This is a genomic window from Kitasatospora sp. NPDC059803 (assembly GCF_042732255.1).
Classification (GTDB): Bacteria; Actinomycetota; Actinomycetes; order Streptomycetales; family Streptomycetaceae; genus Kitasatospora.
Map to the genome: position 1 here is coordinate 40,565 of NZ_JBHWIJ010000040.1, position 3,391 is coordinate 43,955.

A 3,391-nucleotide genomic window follows, 5' to 3' on the forward strand; every position below is an offset into this window, starting at 1 on the left:
GCGCGGGCGCGCGGCGCGCGCCGCGCCCCACCCCCCACACTACCCGCCCGCGCTCGCCGCCCCCGCGCCCCGCGGCGGGGGGGCCCGGGCCACACCCCCCCGGGGCGTATGTCCGGCTTGCACTCGTATCCCGTCCTTCGGCCCACCCGGCCCGCTGCGCGCCCGCACCCACCTGTGAAGTTCGGCCGTGGTGTCAGCAGCGGCGCGAAGCCGTACCGTCCGGTGTCGCGTTCGCCGTATCTCCTTTGCGTTTCTGATCTTGTTACTCGGGTGCCGATGGGATGGGCCTGCGCTGCCCGCCGCGTCCCCGTGGCCGGGGCCCCGGGTGGAGAGTCGGCAACTGGTGATCGGTCGGCCGTACAGCCGCCCGATCACCGGGCCCGGCCGGGTCAGCGCCAGTCGAGCCCGAGTGCGGCGAGCTGGTCGAGTTGCTCGCCGGTCAGCTTCGCCCGGCGGGTCTTGGTGTTGGAGATCCACACCCCGAGCTTCACCTCCACCGTGCCGCCGCCATGGCCGCTGTCGGGGATCTCCTCCACGTGCTGGCGCGGCACGGTCACCGACCCGGTGCGTTCGCGGTACACAGCGAGCGCGGCCAGACCCCGGTCGAAGGCGCTCGGCTTCCTGGCGCCGGCCTTCTTCTTCGGCGCCGCTTCCTCGGCCGGGGCCGCCAGCGGCTCGACGCCGAGCGCGGCCAGGCGCTCGCGCTGCCCGTCCATCAGCCCGTGCCAGACGATGTGCTGACGCTGGCGCTCCAACCACCGACCGACATCGAGCCCGTGCACCGTCACCCCCGGCAGCAGATCGGACAGCTGCGCCCCACCTTCGACGCAGTCGGCGACGGCGGCGTAGTGGCGCTGCCAGTCCAGCGGCCAGGCCGGGTTCCAGTCCGGGTCGATCCCGGCCAGGGCTTCCACCCGGTCCGGCCGATCCGCCAGCACACCGGGCCGGCGCTGGTTGGACAACCACTGCCCCACCGGTTTGTCCAGCGCGGTCGCGGTGCGGGGCGCAGCGAGGGTGCCGTGGTGATCGAAGTACTCCCGGCACGCGGCCAAGTTCTCCTCCCACGCGGCGTCCAGTGGGTCCCACACCATCCCCAACGCTTCCAGCCGCTCGACCCGCTTGCCCTCCATCAACCCGGCCGCGTACGCCTTGCGCTGCTCACTCACCCAGTGCCCCAACGGGTACGCCTTCGCGTACTCCAGCCCCTCCCTCGCGGCCTCGCGGTGGTCGAACGGCACCCGCAGATGCCCCTCCCGCCTGTAGTACTTCTCGGCCGCCGACCACCCGCGCGCCCAGTCCTGCCGCTCCGTGTCGATCACATTGAACGACACCCACCGCGCAACCATCACCGGATCCCTGGGAGCCGAGAAACGCAGCAGCATCCGGCTTTCCTGCTCACCCTCCTGCGGCTCCGGACCGATATCAAACGACGGCTCAACCACATTCGTCTGCTCGACCTGAGGAATCGCCAGCAATTCCACGGCCTCCTCATCATGAGCCCGCAAAGCCTGCAACACATTCACCAAAGGCCGGTAACTCCCAGAGGTGAACATGTCCTGCGGTGCCTCGCCCTCCTTGAGGAACACCGGCACGATCAACGACGCCAGCTTCCCCTCACCGGGCTGCTGCCGCAGCGCCCGCCCGACCGCCTGCACGATGTCGTGCGGCGCCCCCTTCGGATCCAACAGCGCCACCGAGTCCACCGCCCTGATGTCCACGCCCTCACCCAGCACCCGACACTGCGCCAGCACCGCCCGCCGCGCGCTGCGCCCGAACTCCGCCAGCACCCGCTGGCGCCGCTCGCCGGCGTGCTCGCCCTTGAGCCAGTCCGCCCAGATCCGGTCCGGGTAGAACTCGGGGTCACCAGCGTGCAGCTTCCCCGCCACGGCCGACAGGCCCTCCGCGAACGCCTGCGCCTCGATGATCCGATGGTGGAAGGTGATCATCGTCTGCAACCCGTGCTGCGCCATGGTGTGGAGCATCGCGGCCTGGAGCGCGCCGAGCCGCTGGCCCCGGATCTCCTCACTGCGCTTCTCGGGGCTCATCAGGCGCTCGGGGGTGACGACCGGGTCGGTGAGCTCGGCCACGATGATCTGGTACCGGGCGAGAAGCCCCCGCTTGACCGCCTCTGACAGTGGTAGCTTCCACGCCACCGGCCCGAAGATCGCGTCGTCGTCCATGGACGCGGCCATCTCCTGCGGCAACCGCTCAAGCCGCTCCCCCTCCCGCAGCTCCCACGACGGCGCCGGCCTCTCCTGCCAGATACGCGGGGTGGCGGTGGCGTACAGGCGCCTGGCCGCCGGGATCACGTCCTGGTGGTGGATATCCGCCCACGCCTTCCCCAGACTCCCCGACGTGCGGTGCGCCTCGTCGACCACGGCAAGGTCCAGCGGGTCCAGGCTCTTGCCGTAGGCGCCCTCGAAGGCCTCCGCCAACACGCCCAGCGAGCTGTAGGTCGCGAACATGGTCACCGGCCCCGAGCCGTGCCACATCGCCAGCCGGATCGGGTTCGTCGTGCACCGCACGTCCATCGACCACAGCTCGACGTCGTCCTCCATCGAGCCCACCGCGACCGCCGGCCCCGTGTGCCCGACCTCCCGCCACGCCTTGATGGTCTGCCCCAGCAACGCCAGCGTCGGCACCAGCACGAGCACCCGGCCACGCGGCACCATCCGCCGCGCGGCAGCCGCGCAGATGTACGTCTTCCCGGTCCCGCAGGCCGCGTGAATCTGTGCCCGCAGCCCGTCCGCCGGAATCGCCCTGCCCGGCGGGATGTCCAGCGCGCGAATGATCGCGTCGACCGCCTCGATCTGGTGGTCACGCAACTCGATGGGCATGTCCCCGATCCTTCCATGGAATGCTGGAGGGGATTTCCTTGACCGCACGAAGCCCGCAAGAGAGCCGAACACGGGGGTGCGCCTGCAACACTGACTCTACACAGTGCATCGCTTTGATGCATCAGGCTTGCTGAAGGTTCCCGATCCAGGGTGATGCACGGCGCTATTCGGGAATGAAACCGGCCCGGCGGTGGCATGTTTCTCGGACGATGATTTTGGGGGATGGGTGGTGACAGGCGTTCAGGGTGGGCGGAGCGAAGCGGAGTCCACTGGGCTCGACAGGGGTGCCGTCCTTGACCGATGGTGAGATACCGGGGAGTGAACTGACAGGAGTAGCCAGGAATTTCTGAACCTACACAGTGCCGCACGTGATGCACCGACCCCTCCCAGCCAGCCTGGATTCCCGCTTGCGGGAATCCAGGTAAACCCGCGAAGCGGGTTTACCTACCGCCCCTGAATTCCGCTTGCGGAATTCTATTCCCGCGCTTGCGCGGGAATCCCGCCGGAGCGCAGCGGAGGCGCGCCCTGCCCGGCGGCTTGCCGCCGGGGTACCC

At 69.9% G+C, this 3,391-nt stretch carries 1 protein-coding gene; it reads right to left on the reverse strand.

Features of this window, described 5'->3' with window-relative positions; translation table 11 throughout:
* Window positions 1-389 precede the first annotated feature (389 nt).
* On the reverse strand, window positions 390-2,837 hold the full coding sequence (locus ACFV6I_RS09745) for a Helicase associated domain protein (RefSeq protein WP_380424216.1): 2,448 nt from the start codon (window positions 2,835-2,837) through the stop codon (window positions 390-392).
* Between the last annotated feature and the right edge of the window lie 554 nt (window positions 2,838-3,391).

What these genes read in the sequence shown, in the direction of transcription:
- ACFV6I_RS09745 (WP_380424216.1), bottom strand. Translation starts at nt 2,837, where the DNA reads ATGCCCATCGAGTTGCGTGACCACCAGATCGAGGCGGTCGACGCGATC.